The sequence below is a fragment of the Mesorhizobium sp. M1A.F.Ca.ET.072.01.1.1 genome, from assembly GCF_004023325.1.
Lineage (GTDB): Bacteria > Pseudomonadota > Alphaproteobacteria > Rhizobiales > Rhizobiaceae > Mesorhizobium.
The window spans coordinates 1-424 of the sequence record NZ_RZSF01000759.1; the positions used below are offsets into that span (position 1 = coordinate 1).

1 protein-coding gene is annotated in these 424 nt (G+C 63.2%); it reads right to left on the reverse strand.

Going from position 1 to position 424, the window contains the following annotated elements:
• Positions 1 to 424, reverse strand: a 424-nt coding sequence (locus EOA32_RS37900; RefSeq protein ID WP_145971539.1) for an efflux RND transporter permease subunit, incomplete at both ends; no start/stop codon positions are given.

Genomic DNA, 424 nt, shown 5'->3' on the forward strand with positions numbered 1-424 from the left:
GGTGATGGCGATGATGCCCGAAAGCACAACCGAGCCGGCAAGCGTCACCGCGAATTCGCGGAACAGGGCGCCGGTGAGACCGCCGGTGAAGGCGAGCGGGGCGAACACGGCGGCCAGCGTGATGGTCATGGCGACGATGGCGGACAGGATCTCGCGCATGCCGTTGAACGCCGCCTGCATCGGCGACATGTGATCCTCTTCCATGTGGCGATGGATGTTTTCCACCACCACGATGGCGTCGTCGACGACGAGGCCGATGGCCAGCACCATGGCCAGCAGCGACAGTAGGTTGATGGAGTAGCCGACCGCAAACAGCAGGAAGCAGACGCCGATCAACGACAGCGGAATGGTGACGATAGGCATCATCACCGAGCGGAACGAGCCGAGGAAGAGCAGGATGACGACGATGACGATGGCCACCGCC